Origin of the sequence: Streptomyces sp. NPDC048002, assembly GCF_040653275.1 — a bacterium.
Taxonomy (GTDB): domain Bacteria; phylum Actinomycetota; class Actinomycetes; order Streptomycetales; family Streptomycetaceae; genus Streptomyces.
Genome location: NZ_JBEZNL010000028.1, coordinates 16,810 through 31,811, shown reverse-complemented (window position 1 = coordinate 31,811; position 15,002 = coordinate 16,810). Strand labels below are relative to the sequence as shown.

Annotated in this window: 14 protein-coding genes; 2 read left to right on the top strand and 12 right to left on the bottom strand. The window is 69.9% G+C overall.

The window, feature by feature from the left end:
- Nucleotides 1-9 precede the first annotated feature (9 nt).
- Nucleotides 10-1,527, bottom strand: coding sequence for a glutamate-cysteine ligase family protein (locus AB0E07_RS28095; RefSeq protein ID WP_362257981.1), 1,518 nt, complete (start codon nt 1,525-1,527; stop codon nt 10-12).
- A 553-nt stretch (nt 1,528-2,080) separates the two neighbouring features.
- Here AB0E07_RS28095 and AB0E07_RS28090 point away from each other — a divergent pair.
- Nucleotides 2,081-2,671 carry a hypothetical protein gene (locus AB0E07_RS28090; RefSeq protein WP_362257979.1) on the top strand — a complete coding sequence of 197 codons (591 nt, stop codon included), beginning with the start codon at nt 2,081-2,083 and terminating at the stop codon, nt 2,669-2,671.
- 340 nt (nt 2,672-3,011) lie between these two features.
- Entirely contained in the window at nt 3,012-3,218 is a 207-nt protein-coding gene (locus tag AB0E07_RS28085) for a DUF5999 family protein (RefSeq protein WP_362257976.1), read from the top strand.
- Nucleotides 3,219-3,350: 132 nt separating this feature from the next.
- Here AB0E07_RS28085 and AB0E07_RS28080 read toward each other — a convergent pair whose 3' ends face one another.
- The 11 genes from AB0E07_RS28080 to AB0E07_RS28030 form a co-directional block, all read right to left on the bottom strand.
- On the bottom strand, nt 3,351-4,385 hold the full coding sequence (locus tag AB0E07_RS28080) for an endo-1,4-beta-xylanase (RefSeq protein WP_362257974.1): 1,035 nt from the start codon (nt 4,383-4,385) through the stop codon (nt 3,351-3,353).
- 58 nt (nt 4,386-4,443) lie between these two features.
- Nucleotides 4,444-5,208 carry a carbohydrate ABC transporter permease gene (locus tag AB0E07_RS28075; RefSeq protein ID WP_362258160.1) on the bottom strand — a complete coding sequence of 255 codons (765 nt, stop codon included), beginning with the start codon at nt 5,206-5,208 and terminating at the stop codon, nt 4,444-4,446.
- A 68-nt stretch (nt 5,209-5,276) separates the two neighbouring features.
- Nucleotides 5,277-6,275 carry a sugar ABC transporter permease gene (locus AB0E07_RS28070; protein WP_362257971.1) on the bottom strand — a complete coding sequence of 333 codons (999 nt, stop codon included), beginning with the start codon at nt 6,273-6,275 and terminating at the stop codon, nt 5,277-5,279.
- Between the two features lie 6 nt (nt 6,276-6,281).
- Nucleotides 6,282-7,577 carry an extracellular solute-binding protein gene (locus AB0E07_RS28065; RefSeq protein ID WP_362257968.1) on the bottom strand — a complete coding sequence of 432 codons (1,296 nt, stop codon included), beginning with the start codon at nt 7,575-7,577 and terminating at the stop codon, nt 6,282-6,284.
- A gap of 181 nt (nt 7,578-7,758) precedes the next feature.
- On the bottom strand, nt 7,759-9,261 hold the full coding sequence (locus AB0E07_RS28060; RefSeq protein WP_362257965.1) for a glycoside hydrolase family 43 protein: 1,503 nt from the start codon (nt 9,259-9,261) through the stop codon (nt 7,759-7,761).
- Between the two features lie 146 nt (nt 9,262-9,407).
- Entirely contained in the window at nt 9,408-10,091 is a 684-nt protein-coding gene (locus tag AB0E07_RS28055; protein ID WP_362257962.1) for a response regulator transcription factor, read from the bottom strand.
- 118 nt (nt 10,092-10,209) lie between these two features.
- Nucleotides 10,210-10,878 (bottom strand): potassium-transporting ATPase subunit C, encoded by a 669-nt coding sequence (locus tag AB0E07_RS28050; RefSeq protein WP_362257959.1) that lies wholly within the window; start codon nt 10,876-10,878, stop codon nt 10,210-10,212.
- A 4-nt stretch (nt 10,879-10,882) separates the two neighbouring features.
- On the bottom strand, nt 10,883-12,997 hold the full coding sequence (kdpB, locus tag AB0E07_RS28045) for a potassium-transporting ATPase subunit KdpB (protein ID WP_362257956.1): 2,115 nt from the start codon (nt 12,995-12,997) through the stop codon (nt 10,883-10,885).
- Complete coding sequence (kdpA, locus tag AB0E07_RS28040; RefSeq protein ID WP_362257953.1) at nt 12,997-14,658, bottom strand: potassium-transporting ATPase subunit KdpA; 1,662 nt, start codon at nt 14,656-14,658, stop codon at nt 12,997-12,999. Before kdpA ends, kdpB begins: the two co-directional genes overlap by 1 nt.
- Nucleotides 14,659-14,666: 8 nt before the next feature.
- Nucleotides 14,667-14,756, bottom strand: a complete 90-nt coding sequence (gene kdpF, locus AB0E07_RS28035; protein WP_340491115.1) for a K(+)-transporting ATPase subunit F — start codon at nt 14,754-14,756, stop codon at nt 14,667-14,669.
- Nucleotides 14,753-14,938, bottom strand: coding sequence for a hypothetical protein (locus tag AB0E07_RS28030; RefSeq protein WP_362257949.1), 186 nt, complete (start codon nt 14,936-14,938; stop codon nt 14,753-14,755). Before AB0E07_RS28030 ends, kdpF begins: the two co-directional genes overlap by 4 nt.
- Between the last annotated feature and the right edge of the window lie 64 nt (nt 14,939-15,002).

Genomic DNA, 15,002 nt, shown 5'->3' with positions numbered 1-15,002 from the left:
CGGCGCTCCTCAGCCCAGCGGAACCGGTTCCGGCAGTCCCACCGGCCAGGTGTGCACCGGCTCGCCCACGTGCATCAGCTCGCAGTAGCGGCGGGTCGTGGCGGCCAGCGCGGCGTCCCGGGACAGCCCCTGCTCCAGGCCCCGGTGGAAGGTGGCGGACTGCCAGGCGGCGCCGTTGGTCCGCCGTCGGCAGCGCTCCTCGATGACGCCCAGGTACAGATCCCGGTCGACGGGTTCGACACCCCATGCGTCCAGACCGGCCGCCGCCAGCGGCAGCAGTTCGTCCCGTACGAGGGTGGTGGCGTCCACTTCCGTGGTACCGCCGTGGCGTCCGCGCCGGGGCCACTGGAGGCGGGCGTCGATGCCGTGCCGACAGGCGGCGTCGAAGTTGGCGGCGGCCGCCTCGAACGGCATCCGGGTCCACACCGGGCGGGACTCCTCGGCGAGGGCGCGGACGACGCCGTAGTAGAAGGCCGCGTTGGCGACGACGTCGGTGACGGTGGGGCCGGCGGGCAGGACGCGGTTCTCGACCCGCAGGTGCGGGACGCCGTCCGCGATGCCGTAGACCGGGCGGTTCCAGCGGTACACCGTGCCGTTGTGCAGGACGAGTTCGGCGAGCGAGGGGACGCCTCCCTCGTCGAGCACCCTCAGCGGGTCCTCGTCGTCGCAGATCGGCAGCAGCGCGGGGTAGTAGCGCAGGTTCTCCTCGAAGAGGTCGTACGCGGAGGTGATCCAGCGCTCCCCGAACCAGGTGCGCGGGCGCACCCCCTGGGCCTGGAGTTCGGGCGGCCGGGTGTCGGTGGACTGCTGGAAGAGCGGCGGCCGCGACTCGCTCCACAGCTCCCGGCCGAACAGGAACGGCGAGTTGGCGCCGACCGCGATCTGGGCGGCGGCGACGGCCTGCGCCGCGTTCCACACGTCGGCGAAGCGGCCCGGCGTGACCTGGAGGTGGAGTTGGACCGAGGTGCAGGCGGCCTCGGGCGCTATCGACTTCGAGGTGCAGGTGAGGTGTTCCACGCCCTGGATGTCGAGCACGAAGTCCTCGCCGCGGGCGGCGACGATCTGATCGTTGAGCAAGGTGTAGCGGTCGACGTCGGAAAGGTTGGACGAGACCAGGTCGTCCCGGTCGAGGGTCGGCAGAATGCCGATCATCATGATTCCGGCATCGAGTTCCCCGGCTTTTCGGTGGGCATATGCCAGTGAGGTGAGAAGCTCCTCCTCCAACTGGTCGAATACCCGCCCGCCCAGCCGGTGTGGGGCTATGTTGACTTCCAGGTTGAACATGGCCAGTTCTGTTTGGAAATCCCGGCTCGCGATCCGCTCGAGAACCTGTGCATTCAACATTCTCGGCATGCCGTCGGCTCCGGCGAGATTCAATTCGATCTCGAGCCCCATGAGGTTCTTCGGGCGGTCGAACCGCTTCTCGGCCAGCAGCCGCTCCAGACCCACCAGACACTTCCGGAGCTTGTCGCGGTAGCGCTGGCGGTCGGACGGATCGAACCGCCCTGCCACGACCTTCTCCCCCATCGGAGTCCCTCCTGTCCTCGTCTGGGCGGGCCGTGCGTCCGGCCGCCGTGTCCCGGGTCAGCTTGGATGATGCCCCGCAGGAGCGATCGATAACGTCCCCGGACCGACTCGCGGCCCGCTAGGCTGTCGCACGTGACCGGCGGCACATTCGCCAGGCATGGGGCAGTACGCAGTTTCGGCGCCTTGACGAACTCGTGAAAAACGCCGACGACAATGGGCCGACCGCTCCACGCGCATTCACCGAGGTCAAGGCCTCGCACCCCATCCGGAATCGGGATGATTACCGCGGATCGTCGTCCGAATACACCCTTGCCGAGTGCACCGCAAAGGTGTAGACGAAACACTCACTGAACACTTGTCGTATAAACTCCGCGGACAAGGCAGAAGGTTGGCGCCCGGTCGGAGAACCTGCCACAGGGATGGACTGCGGCAGGCCTGACGCACACCCACGCATCCAGACCTCGGCCCCTGCCCTCGCCACCCCCCGCGAGCTGACAGCGCCGTCCGCCACGCCCTCGCGCCACCGTGCCTGTCGAATGAGAGGCGACCCACCATGCCGCTGCATGTCCCCCCGGCTCCCACGCCCGCACTTCGCTCCGTCCTCACCGCACTCGGGTCACCCACCGCGGTCCGCGAGGCCCGAACGCCGTCCCTGCGTGCCGCTCAGGCGCCCGCGACCCCCGAACTGCCCCTCCCGGTGCACGTCCTGGACGGCATCACCGCCACCGGACCCGCCGTCACCCGGCTCGCCGGATGGCGGTTCCTGATCCGCTGCGGCGACCGGGCCGTCGCCGCGGCGGAGACCCGGCTCACCCCCGACGGCTGGGCCTTCTCGCACTTCTTCGAGGGCCCCTACATCGCCTCCACCGAGCGAGCGCTGCGCCAGGCCGAGACCATGCCGCAGGAGTACCAGCCCCGGCTGCTGTCCTTCCCGAGCCTGTACATGCTCACCCTGTGGCTGCACGGCGACTGCGCGGCCGACCCCGAGACCGGGAACCCCGAGCCCACGGACCTCCTCGTCCCGCTGGCGCCCGCGCCGCCCGGGATCGCGGCCCACCGCCCGCACCGGGCCGCCGATCTGCTGCCGGTACTGACCCATCGCGTGACCCCGACCCCGGCCCCGCTGCTCGGCTCCCCCGCCTGAACGGCCGACCCTCACCCCCGCCCCGAGCCCCGTACCCCGCCACCGGAACACCGGTCGCGGGGTACGGCGCCGTGTGCGACCCTGGCCCGCTCGTACGAGCAAGGACGCGCTCCCAAGAGCCGCCGACCTGCATGGACTAGCCCGATCCGGCCCCCCTGAACCATCCGAATTGACAGTGCAGTTGGGCTGAACCGTCCGCGCGGGTGACGCGTCATCAACCTGTGAGAAGCGGTGCACCGAAATCCCTGCGGATCGACGCCCGTGGGGCAACACTGGGTTCGAACCACTTGTCGCAACGGGGGCGGCCATGAACACCACGACAGAGCGAAAGATCCCACCCATGTGCCAGCACCAGACACCGTGTCCTTCCGCAGACTCCGCCGACCGGGAGTCCGCCCGCCTCGTGGCGCACCACCCGGAACAGGGCTGGAGCCTGCTGTGCAACGGCGTTCTGCACTTCGAGGACACCGGTGAGCTCCTGCCCGACGGTCAGATCATCGCCCCGCACCGCCCGTTGGGCACCGGCCAGGTGATGACCGCGGCCTGACCGCGGCCGGGCGGTCCGCCGACCGCCCGGAGATCCAGGGGGCCGGCCCGCGGACCAGATCCGCGCACCGGCCCCGACGCGTGTCCGGCACCGGTCACTCCCCGTAGTCCCCCGTGCGTGCTGGGGTTCCGGCTACTTCAGCGCCTCCCGGATCGCGTAGTACGCCGGCTTCGGACGCAGCTGCTCGTCCCACGGCAGGGCCGCCCCCTCGCCCTCGAAGAAGGCCGGGATCCACGAGTATTTGTCCGTGTAGTCCCAGAGCGTGATGCCCACGCACCGCCGCACCGCGAGGCACGCCTCGGTCAGATCCCGGTACCAGGCGGCCTGCGTCGCCAGCTTCGCCTCGTCCGCCGGTACGTACATGCGGATGTCGACCTCGCTGAGCGCGGTGTCCAGGCCCAGCCGGGAGAACCGGCGCAGATTGTCCTCCAGCGTGGCCGGATAGCCGTACTGGAGGGCGAGATGGGCCTGTAGACCGATGCCGTGCAACGGGACGCCCTGCGCCCTCAGCTCCTGCGCGAGGCGGTAGTAGGCGTCGCTCTTGGGGCCGATCGACTCGATGTTGTAGTCGTTGAGGTAGAGCTTCACGCGGGGGTCGGCCTGGTGGGCCCAGCGCAGCGCGTCGGCGATGTAGCCGGGGCCGAGGGTCCTGTAGAAGACCGTCTCGCGGTAGGTGCCGTCCTCGTTGAAGGCCTCGTTGACCACGTCCCAGGCGAAGACCTTGCCGCGGTAGTGCCGCACCTCGGTCTGGATGTGCTTCTTCAGCACGGCCCGCAGTTCGTCCGCCGTCCACTCCCGGTCGCTGAGCCAGCCGGGCAGTTGGCTGTGCCAGACCAGGGTGTGCCCGCGCACCTTCTGGTGGTTGGCGCGGGCGAGGTCGACGATCTCGTCGCCCTGGGAGAAGTCGAAGACGCCTTGCTGGGGCTCGGTGGCGTACCACTTCATGCCGTTGCCGGGGGTGATCTGGTCGAACTCGCTGCCGAGCAGGGCCGTGTAGGGGGCGTCGGTCAGCTCCGGGTTGTCGGTGGCGCTGCCGAAGTAGCGGCCGTGCCGCTGGGCCAGGTCGGCGAGGGTGGGCGGTTCGGGACGGGCCTCGGCGGCCGGGGCGGTGACGGCGACCAGGACCGCGGCGAGCAGGCCGGCGAGTCTGAGGCGGTTCCTGCGCATGGTGCGACTCCTCACGAACGAAGGGGGTGTGGGTGAGCCGTACGTCCGCCGGCGCGGGTCATCCCTTCGTCGCGCCGGCGGTGAGGCCGCCGACGAGCTGGCGCTCGGCGACGGAGTAGAAGGCCAGGGCCGGGACCATGGCGAGGACGAGGTACGCGAAGACACGGGCCACGTCCTGCGAGTACTGGCCCTGGAACTGCTGCACGCCGATCGGGATCGTCCACCAGGTCGGCTCGTTGAAGACGAGCAGCGGCAGGAAGAAGTTGTTCCAGCTGGTGACCACGGCGAGGACGGACACCGTGCCGAGCGCGGGCCGCGCCATGGGCAGCAGCACCCGCCAGAAGAAGCCGAGCGGGCCGCAGCCGTCGAGGGTGGCGGCCTCCTCCAGCTCACCGGGGATCTGCCGGAAGAAGCCGCGCAGGATGATGATGGTCATCGGCAGCCCGAACGCCGCCTGCGGCAGGATCACGCCGAGCGGGTTGTCGAGCAGGTTCATCGAGCGCAGCAGCAGGAACAGCGGCAGCGCCGCCACCGCGAAGGGGAACATCAGCCCCATCGTGAACAGCGTGAACAGCCACTCCCGGCCGCGGAAGGCGAACCGCGCGAAGGAGAACGCGGCCAGCGCCGAGGCCGCCACCACCAGGACCGTGGTGGCCACCGCGATCAGGGTGCTGTTGCCGACCAGCCGCCAGAAGTCGCCGGAGGCGAGGATGCCGGTGTAGTTCCCGGTCACCCAGGGGTCGGGCAGCCCGATGGGGTTGCGGGAGAGCTGGTCGGTGGACTTGAAGCCGGAGATGACCGCGTAGAGCAGGGGTACGCCCATCAGCGCGCCGACCGCGATCAGAACGAGATGCAGCGGCAGACCGCGTCCACGGGTCTTGGGCCGGACCGTCACTTGACGCCTCCCCGCATGGTGGTGGTCGCGCCCTCCAGGTCCCGGCGGAGCACGAACCGCTGGTAGGCGAGGGCGAAGACGAGGCTGATGGCGAACATGGCCACGCTGATCGCGCCGGCGTAACCGACCTGGTAGCGCTTGAAGCCGTACTGGAACATGGTCACGGCCATGGTCTCGGAGTGGTGGTCGGGGCCGCCCGCGGTGACCACCCAGACCAGGTCGAAGAGCTGGATCGCCCCGATGACGGAGAGGAAGACGCTGATCCGCAGGGTCGGCGCGAGCAGCGGCAGGGTGACGTTGCGGAACCGCTGCCAGGGACCGGCGCCGTCGATCAGCGCGGCCTCGTGCAACTCCTTCGGGATGGCCTGGAGTCCGGCCAGGTACAGCATCATGTGGAAGCCGAAGTACTTCCAGGTCATGACGAGGAACAGGGTGGCCATCACCATGTCCGGGTCGGCGAACCACTCACCGCCCAGACCGTCCAGGCCGATCCCGCCGAGGACGTGGTCGGCGAGGCCCTCGCCCGGCGCGAAGATCATGCTGAACAGCACGCCGGTGATCGCCTCGGAGAGCACGTACGGCGCGAAGAAGAGCATCCGGTACACAGCGCGGCCGCGCATCCGCTGGTTGAGCGCGACGGCCATGGCGAGCGCGAACGGCAGTTGCAGCGCCAGCGAGAGCACGACCAGCACCAGACAGCGCCAGAGGTCGCCGAGGAAGACCGGGTCGTCGAGGAGCCGGGTGAAGTTGTCGACGCCGATGTAGTCGGAGGGCATGCCGAAGCCGCCCCACCGGAAGAAGGCGGCGTACAGCGCGAACAGGATCGGCAGCAGCACCAGGACGCCGAACAGGACCAGGGCGGGCACCTGGAAGGAGACCGCGGTGAGCCAGTCGAGGGCCCGCCGCCGGGCCCGCTCCCGGTCCGCCGCTGCGGTCGGGGGCGGGGGTTCCGGGTCCGGACCGGTCCGCTTGTCCGGGAGGAAGGTGGACGTCATCGGCGGCTACTGCTCCTGCTTCGCGACGCCGGTGATCGACTCGCCGACCTGCTCCGGCGACTTGGACCCGGCTATCAGCGCTCCCACGCTGTCGTTGACCTCCTGGCCGACGGCGGGCGCGTACGCCTGGTCGAGGTAGAGCTGGAAGCCGGTGGCGGCGGTCAGTTCCTTCTGCACGGCCTTGATGTTGGGGTCCGCGATGGCGCTCTCGGCGGCCGGGACGACGGGGAGCACGCCGGTCTTCTCGACCAGTTCCAGGTCGGTCGCCTCCGAGGCGAAGAACTTCAGGAAGTCCACGGCCGCCTGCGGGGCGCCGCTGCGCAGGGCGTGGCCGCCGCCCCCGCCGAACACCTCGGTGATCGCTCCCTGTCCGCCCTCGACGGCGGGGAAGGGGAAGAAGCCGAGGTCGTCGCCGAGGCCCTTGCCCGCGTCGGCCTGGACGACGGGCGCCCACTGGCCCATGAGTTCCATCGCGGCCTTGCCGTTGCCGACGGTGGCCGCCTGTCCCGTGGGGCCGGAGTAGGAGGCGCCGAGGAACCCCTTCTGGAACGGCTCCAGTTCGACGAGTTCCTTCAGGTGCTCGCCCGCCTGGACGAGCCCGGGGGAGGTGAAGTCCTTGTCCTCGTCGGCCTTGCGCAGGGCGTCCACTCCGGCGGTGCGCATCGCGAGGTAGGACCAGTAGTACATGCCGGGCCACTTCTCCTTGCCCGCGAGGGCGAGGGGGGTGATCCCGGCGGACTTCAGCCGTTCGACCGCTTCCAGGACGGCGGTCCAGGTGGCCGGGGGCGCGCTGATGCCGGCCTTCTTGAAGAGGGCCTTGTTGTACCAGAAGCCGATCATCCCGATGTCGAAGGGGACGCCGTAGAGCTTCTCGTCGAGCAGGTAGGGCTCCTTGGCGACCGGCAGCAGTCCTTCCGACCAGTCCTGCGTGCGGCCCGTGAGGTCCTCGACGAGGCCGGCGTCGACCTGCTGCCGCAGGACACCGCCGCCCCAGGTGTGGAAGATGTCCGGGAGTTCACCGGAGGCGGTCAGCGCCGTCATCTTCGATTTGTAGGCGTCGTTCTCCAACTGGACGATCTTCACCTTGACCTTGGGGTTCTGGGCCTCGAACTTCCGCGCCAGGCCCGCCCACACGTCCTTCGTGGGCTGTGTGGTGGAGATGTTCCACCACTCGATGGTGGTCGTGCCGTCGGACGACCCTCCGTCCGAGTCGCCGCCGCAGCCGCTCAGTGCCGTCATGCTCAGACCGGCAGCGGCGGAGGCCGCCAGGAAGCCGCGGCGGGACAGTGCCGGGTCGCCCATCATGCGCTCCTTGAGTCCGGGACGGCGCGTCCACTCCGCCCACGAGGGATTTCGAAAGTTTCGGTCAGAATCCAGAAATCTTCGCTGCTGCCGCACCCTAGAGACAGCTCCGGACGGGTGGCAACCCCTCGTACACGGGGAATCCGCCGCCGAACCGTCGGAGCGCGAGGGGGAGTTGTGATCAGCGGGCCGTGGAGCCGCGTCCCCGGTACTCGAACCAGTCGAAGGCTGCGCTGCCTTCGGTGACGTACATGCCGATCACCCTGCCGGTGAAGCCGCCCGCCACCTGGGTGGAGAGATAGCGGCCGTCGAGTTCGGCCAGGGTCACCGCCCCTTCGGGGCTTTCGACCGAGAAGGCGATCGTGTCGGGCCCGCCGGGGCGGACACCGCGCGCGGGCGGCGGCGCGTCGTCCGTGCGGCACTCCACGGCCAGGGTGAGCGGGCCGCCCGGGACGGCGAGCCGGGCGACGCGACGGCGGAGCGGGCCGATGCGGGCCCACACCTCGGCCGCCCCCTCGGAGGCCTCGATCTCGTAGTGGTGGGCCTCGTCCATCCGGACGGACAGGCCGGCTCGGCCGCCGGGGCCGGTCTCGACCGCGGCCGCCACCCGGCAGTCGTGGTCGGTCTGCCGGCGGCCGACGAAGGTGCACCCCGGCCGGTCGAGGCTGTCGCCCGCGGCGTGCAGGGTGAGCCGGCCGGGCCGTTCCCGCAGGGACCACGACCCGTCGGGCCGGCCGCGCGGGGAGAGGTAGCACGGGGCGAGGGCCGGGCCGTCGAAGTCGTCCCGGGCCGGTTCCGCCGGGAACTGGCTGAAGGCTGCGGGAGCCGGGTACCGCTCCGCCACCGTGCCGATGTACGGCCAGCCCTCGGACCACTCCACCGGGACCAGGAAGGTCTCCCGGCCCAGGACGTGGAACCGCGGGAAGAACCCGCGCGGGCGGGTCCCCAGCAGCACCGCCCACCAGGTGCCGTCGGCCGCCTGGACCAGGTCCGCGTGCCCGGTGCAGCGGACGGGCAGTCCGGTGCTGCGGTTGGACACCACCGGGTTGTGCGGGGCGGGTTCGAAGGGCCCGCGGGGCGAGCGGGCGCGGGCGACCGACACGCTGTGCCCCTCGGCGGTGCCGCCCTCGGAGACCAGCAGGTACCACCAGTCGCCGATGCGGTAGAGGTGCGGCCCCTCCGGGTCGGCCATGCCGGTACCGGACCACACCGGGTGCGGCCCTTCGAGCACCTTGCCCGCGTCGGGGTCCACGCGGGCGAGTCCGACCCCGGCGACCGCGCTCCAGCAGGTGCCGTCCTCGTCCCAGGCCAGGTCGGGGTCGATACCGGGCAGGTCGATCCGGACCGGGTCGGACCAGGGTCCCTCGGGCCGCTCGGCGGTGACGACGAAGTTGCCTCCAGCGCCGACGTTGGTGGTGATGACGTAGAAGCGGCCGTCGTGGTGACGGATGGTCGGGGCGTAGATCCCGTCGGAGACGTTCAGGCCCCGGGGGACCTCGAACTGCCCGGCGCGGTCGAGGACGTTGCCGATCTGCCGCCAGTGGACGAGGTCCCGGCTGTGGAAGACGGGAACGGCGGGGAAGTACTCGAAGCTGGAACAGACCAGGTAGTAGTCCTCGCCGACGCGGCACACGCTGGGGTCGGGGTGGAAGCCGGGGAGCACGGGGTTGTCGTACGTCCGCATGGGTCAGTCCTTCCGGAGACCGGTCGAAACATTCGGTCCCTTCGACGAACATTACGGAGCGGACTGTAGGAGGGGTCCCCCGGCTCAGCAAGACCGCGCGACGGAGGTCGTGCCGGGCGCCCGGGGCACTCGGCACGACCCCGCGTTCATCCTTCGAAGCGGTAGCCCATACCGGGCTCGGTGATCAGATAGCGGGGGTGTGCTGGGTCCGCTTCGAGCTTGCGCCTCAACTGGGCCATGTAGACCCGCAGATAGTGGGTCTTGCCGCTGCGCGTGACCCCCCAGACCTCCTGGAGCAGCTGCTTCTGTGTGACGAGCCGTCCGGGGTGGGTCACCAGGATCTCCAGAAGCTGCCACTCCGTCGGGGTCAGACGCACGTCGCGTCCCTGACGGACGGCCTTCTTGGCGAGCAGGTCGATGGTGAACGCGTCCGTCTCCACCTTGGTCGCCTCCGCCCGTACCGGCAGCTCCTCGGTGCGCCGGACCGCCGCCCGCAGCCGGGCCAGCAGTTCGTCCATGCTGAACGGCTTGGTGACGTAGTCGTCGGCGCCGGCGTCGAGTGCGGCGACCTTCTCCTCGGCCCCCTGCCGGGCGGACAGGACGAGGACCGGGACGCGGCTCCAGCCGCGCAGGGCCCTGATGACGTCGACGCCGTCCATGTCGGGCAGGCCCAGGTCCAGCATGACGACGTCCGGCTGCCGCGCGACCGCGAGCCGGAGCGCCGTGGCGCCGTCGGGGGCCGCGTCCACTTCGTACCGGCGGGCCCGCATGGTGATCACGAGCGCCCGGACGAGCTGGGGGTCGTCTTCCACGACCAGCACGCGGGTCATCGGGGGAGCGCCTTTCCGGTCGTACCGAGGTCTGCGGACTTGATGACAGCGGGAGTCGGCGGGTCCGGGGCTGTGCAGTCCCGGCCCCGCCGACTCCCGTTCGGGTCGGACAACGCCATCAGCTCTTCGCCACGAGTTCCTTGAGGGCGATGTTCAGTTCGAGGACGTTCACCCGGGGCTCGCCCATGAAGCCGAGCGTTCGGCCCTCGGTGTGCTCGTCGACGAGGTTCTGCACCTGGCCGGGCGTCAGACCGTTCTTCTCGGCGACCCGGTGGACCTGGAGGTCCGCGTAGGCCGGGGAGATGTCCGGGTCGAGGCCGGAGCCGGAGGAGGTCACCGCGTCGGCGGGCACCTGGGACGGCTCGACCCGGTGGTCGGCGGTGGAGTTGTCCTTGACGACGGCGGCCTTGGCGTCCTTGACCCACTGGACCAGTTCCTGGTTGTCGCCCGACCGGTTGGTCGCGCCCGAGAGGATCAGCGCGTACTGGGTGTTGACGCCGTTGGTGCCGAGACCGTTCTGCGGGCGGCCCTGGAACCACTTCAGGTCGGGCTCGGGGGTCTCCTGCCCCTCCTTCAGCGGCAGGTTGTACGCCTGCCCGATCAGGGAGGAGCCGACGACCTCGCCGTCCGCCTCGATCTCGGAGCCGTTCGCACTGTTGTTGAACAGCCCCTGCGCGATGCCGGTGACGACGAGCGGGTAGACGACGCCCGTCACCAGGGTCAGCACGAGGAGGGCGCGCAGGCCCGCCCCGAGCACTCGGGCCGTGTTGGTCACTGAGTTGTTCATCGCGTCAGCCGATTCCGGGGATGAGGGAGATGATCAGGTCGATGGCCTTGATGCCGATGAAGGGCGCGATCAGCCCGCCGAGGCCGTAGATCCCGAGGTTGCGGCGGAGCATCCGGTCCGCGCTCACCGGCCGGTACTGGACGCCCTTCAGAGCGAGCGGCACCAGGGCGATGATGATCAGCGCGTTGAAGATGACGGCCGACAGGATCGCGGAGTCGGGCGAGGACAGGTTCATGATGTTGAGCTTGTCCAGGCCCGGGTAGACCGCCGCGAACAGCGCCGGGATGATCGCGAAGTACTTCGCGACGTCGTTGGCGATGGAGAACGTGGTCAGCGCGCCGCGCGTGATCAGCAACTGCTTGCCGATCTCGACGATCTCGATCAGCTTGGTCGGGTTGGAGTCGAGGTCGACCATGTTGCCGGCCTCCTTGGCGGCCGACGTACCGGTGTTCATCGCCACGCCGACGTCCGCCTGCGCGAGCGCGGGGGCGTCGTTCGTGCCGTCGCCGGTCATCGCGACCAGCTTGCCGCCGGCCTGCTCCCGCTTGATGAGCGCCATCTTGTCCTCGGGAGTCGCCTCCGCGAGGAAGTCGTCGACGCCCGCCTCCTCGGCGATCGCCTTGGCGGTCAGCGGGTTGTCGCCCGTGATCATGACGGTCCTGATGCCCATGCGGCGCAGTTCGTCGAACCGCTCCCGCATGCCGTCCTTGACGACGTCCTTGAGGTGGATGACACCGAGTACCCGGGCGCCCTCGGCGTCCTCGACGGCGACGAGCAGCGGAGTTCCGCCGGCCTCGGCGATCCGGTCGGCGAGCCCGTCCGCGTCGTCCGCGACCCGGCCGCCCCGCTCCTCGACCCAGGCGATGACCGAACCGGCCGCGCCCTTGCGGATCATGCGTCCGTCGACGTCCACGCCGGACATGCGGGTCTGGGCGGTGAAGGCCGTCCAGGTGGCGCCGGCCAGCTCGCCCTGGTGCCGCTCGCGCAGGCCGTACTTCTGCTTGGCCAGCACGACGACGGAGCGTCCCTCGGGGGTCTCGTCGGCCAGCGAGGAGAGCTGCGCGGCGTCGGCCAGTTCGGCCTCCGTGGTCCCGCACACCGGGACGAACTCGGCGGCCTGGCGGTTGCCGAGGGTGATGGTGCCGGTCTTGTCGAGGAGCAGGGTGGAGACGTCACCGGCGGCCTCGACCGCGCGCCCGGACATCGCCAGCACGTTGCGCTGGACCAGCCGGTCCATGCCCGCGATGCCGATGGCGGAGAGCAGTGCGCCGATGGTGGTCGGGATGAGGCAGACCAGCAGCGCCACCAGCACGACCATGGTCAGGTCGGTGCCCGCGTGGTTCGCGAACGGCGGCAGGGTGGCGACGGCCAGCAGGAAGACGATCGTGAGCGAGGCCAGCAGGATGTTCAGGGCGATCTCGTTCGGTGTCTTCTGCCGGGCCGCGCCCTCGACCAGGTTGATCATCCGGTCGATGAAGGTCTCGCCCGGCTTCGTCGTGATCCTGATGACGATGCGGTCGGAGAGGACCTTGGTGCCGCCGGTGACGGCGGAGCGGTCGCCGCCGGACTCCCGGATGACGGGCGCCGACTCACCGGTGATCGCCGACTCGTCGACGGAGGCGACGCCCTCGATCACGTCACCGTCGCCGGGGATGACGTCGCCGGCCTCGCAGACGACCAGGTCGCCTGTCGTCAGCTCGGTGCCGGCGACGACGGTGCCGTCGGCCTTGCGGGCCACGGTGTCGGTCTTGGCCTTGCGCAGGGTGTCCGCCTGGGCCTTGCCGCGGCCCTCGGCGACCGCCTCGGCCAGGTTGGCGAAGATCACGGTCAGCCACAGCCAGGCGCTGATCGTCCAGCCGAACCAGTCCCCCGGGTCCTTGAAGGAGAACAGGGTCGTCAGCACGGAGCCGACGAGGACCACGAACATCACGGGGGACTTGATCATGATCCGCGGGTCGAGCTTGCGGAAGGCGTCCGGCAGCGACTTGATCAGCTGCTTGGGGTCGAACAGACCCGCGCCGACACGGCCCTCGGGCGTTTTGTGCCCGGTGGGCGCGTCAGGGTGCGGCGCCAGGGTGGGAGTGGACATGGAGTCCTGCTTCTGTACGTCGGTGGTCATCACGCCAGCCCTTCGGCGAGCGGACCCAGCGCGAGGGCCGGGAAGTAGGTGAGACCGGTGATGATGAGGATCGCTCCCACCAGCAGACCGGTGAACAGCGGCTTCTCGGTACGCAGCGTGCCCGCGGTCACCGGAACCGGCTTCTGCTCGGCGAGCGAGCCGGCCAGGGCCAGGACGAACACCATCGGCAGGAAGCGGCCGAAGAGCATGCACAGGCCGAGGGTGCTGTTGAACCACTGCGTGTCCGCGTTCAGACCGGCGAAGGCCGAGCCGTTGTTGTTCGAGGCGGACGTATAGGCGTAGAGGATCTCGGAGAATCCGTGCGCCCCGCTGTTGGTCATCGAGTTCGCCGGGGTGGGCAGCGCCATCGCGAAGGCGGTGAAGACCAGCACCAGCGCCGGGGTGACGAGGATGTAGCAGGCCGCCAGCTTGATCTCGCGGGTGCCGATCTTCTTGCCCAGGTACTCGGGCGTCCGGCCGACCATCAGACCGGCGATGAACACCGCGATAATCGCCATGATCAGCATGCCGTAGAGGCCGGAGCCGACGCCGCCGGGCGCGATCTCGCCCAGCATCATGCCGAGCATGGTGATACCGCCGCCGAGGCCCGTGAAGGAGGAGTGGAAGGAGTCCACCGCGCCGGTCGAGGTGAGGGTCGTGGAGGTCGCGAAGACCGACGAGGCGCCGACCCCGAAGCGCAGCTCCTTGCCCTCCATCGCCCCGTTCGCCAGCTCGAAGGCCGGGCCGTGGTGGGCGAACTCGGTCCACATCATCAGGCCGACGAAACCGAGCCAGACGGTGCCCATCGTGGCGAGGATCGCGTACCCCTGCCTCACCGAGCCGACCATCACGCCGAAGGCGCGGGTCAGGGAGAACGGGATGACGAGGATCAGGAAGATCTCGAAGAGGTTGGAGAACGGGGTGGGGTTCTCGAAGGGGTGGGCGCTGTTGGCGTTGAAGTAGCCGCCGCCGTTGGTACCCAGCTCCTTGATGGCCTCCTGGGAGGCGACCGCTCCGCCGTTCCACTCCTGCGTGCCGCCCATGAACTGGCCGACCTCGTGGATGCCGGAGAAGTTCTGGATGACGCCGCAGGCGACCAGCACGACCGCGGCCACGGCCGCGAGGGGCACGAGGATCCGGACGGTGCCGCGCACCAGGTCGGCCCAGAAGTTGCCCAGCTCACCGGTGCGGGATCGGGCGAAGCCCCGGACGAGGGCGACGGCGACCGCGATGCCGACGGCCGCGGAGACGAAGTTCTGCACGGCGAGACCGGCGGTCTGCACGACGTGGCCCATGGCCTGTTCGCCGTAGTACGACTGCCAGTTGGTGTTGGTCACGAACGACACGGCGGTGTTGAACGCCTGGTCCGGGTCGATCGAGGAAAAGCCCAGCGAGCCGGGCAGGACACCCTGGAGCCGCTGGAGTCCGTAGAGGAAGAGGATGCCGACCACGGAGAAGGCGAGGACGCCGCGCAGGTACGCGGGCCAGCGCATCTCGGTGTCGGGGTCGGCTCCGATCCCCTGGTAGATCCACCTCTCCACACGCCAGTGCTTCTCGGAGGTGTAGACCTTGGCGATGTAGTTGCCAAGGGGAACGTAGGCGAGGGCCAGCGCCGCTATGAGAGCGAGCAGCTGGAGGACGCCGGCGAGTACGGGACCCATGGCCGCTCTCAGAACCTCTCCGGGAAGACAAGGGCGAGGACGAGATAGCCCAGCAGGGCGGCGGCGACCACGAGGCCGACGATGTTCTCGGCAGTCACAGCTTCGCCACCCCCTTGGCGACGAGGACCACCAGCGCGACAGCCGCGATCGTGGTGACGACGAAGGCCAGATCGGCCATCGTGAACTCCTGGAGTGTGAGGTTCGGTGGAACAGGAACGGTTAGAGGAAACCGCTTCTGCGGCCGAGAACGACCGTCGTTGACGGGTCCCTTACGGGGCACCGCGCCGCCTTGACGGGACTCTGACGCCGAGGGCGGCCACGGCCCCGCGTGGGCCACCCACCAG